This window comes from Xanthomonas sp. SHU 166, from assembly GCF_000364685.1.
In the GTDB taxonomy this organism is placed as follows: Bacteria; Pseudomonadota; Gammaproteobacteria; order Xanthomonadales; family Xanthomonadaceae; genus Xanthomonas_A; species Xanthomonas_A sontii.
Genome location: NZ_AQOJ01000359.1, coordinates 1 through 895 on the forward strand (window position 1 = coordinate 1; position 895 = coordinate 895).

At 73.7% G+C, this 895-nt stretch carries 1 protein-coding gene; it reads left to right on the forward strand.

Annotated elements, in window-relative coordinates:
• A partial coding sequence (locus D180_RS10330; protein WP_017912731.1) for a flavodoxin domain-containing protein occupies positions 1 to 895 on the forward strand: 895 nt, incomplete at both ends.

The following is an 895-nucleotide window of genomic DNA, read 5'->3' on the forward strand; positions in this document are numbered from 1 at the left end:
CTGCTGACCAGCATGTTCGCGCTGCACAGCGGCAGCTTCTTCGGCCTGCCCGGGCGCGTGGCGATGCTGCTGGCGAGCCTGTGCATGTCGCTGTTCTTCGTCACCGGCTGGATGCTGTACCTGGACCGCCGGCGCAAGAAGCGCGCATTGCGCGCCGCGCGCCGCGCGCTGCCGGGGCTGGTCGGCGATGCCGCCGGCGCCTGGCTGGTGGGCTTTGCCAGCCAGAGCGGCCTGGCCGAGCGCCTGGCCTGGCAGACCGCCGCGCAATTGCAGGCCGCCGGGCTGGCGGTGGAGGTGCGTTCGCTGGCGCAGCTGGACCTGGCCCAGCTGCGCGGCAGCCAGCGCGCGCTGTTCGTGGTCAGCACCTTCGGCGACGGCGAACCGCCGGACGCGGCGCGCGGCTTCGTGCGCCGCGTGCTGCGCCAGGCGCAGGCCCTGCCGGAGCTGCGCTACGCCATGCTCGGCCTGGGCGATCGCCAGTACCCGCAGTTCTGCGGCTTCTCGCGGGAGGTGCAGCACTGGCTGGACGCGCAGGGCGCGCAGGCGCTGTTCCCGCCACTGGAAGTGGACAACGCCGATCCGCAGGCACTGGCGCAGTGGCAATGGCAACTGTCCGCGCTCACCGGCGTGGCGGCGTCGGCGCCGGTGCTGCAGGCGCCGGAGCCCCTGGACTGGGGCCTGGCCGGTCGCGTCCTGCTCAATCCCGGCAGCGCCGGCGCGCCGGTGTGGCGCATCGACCTCGTACCGCCGCCGCAGGCGCACTGGCATGCCGGCGACATCCTGGAAGTGCAGCCCTGCCATGCGGCCGACGCGATCCGTACCTGGCTCGCCGAACAGGCGCTGGACGCGGAACAGACGGTACAGGCCGATGGCCTGCGGCAGCCGCTGTGGCAGG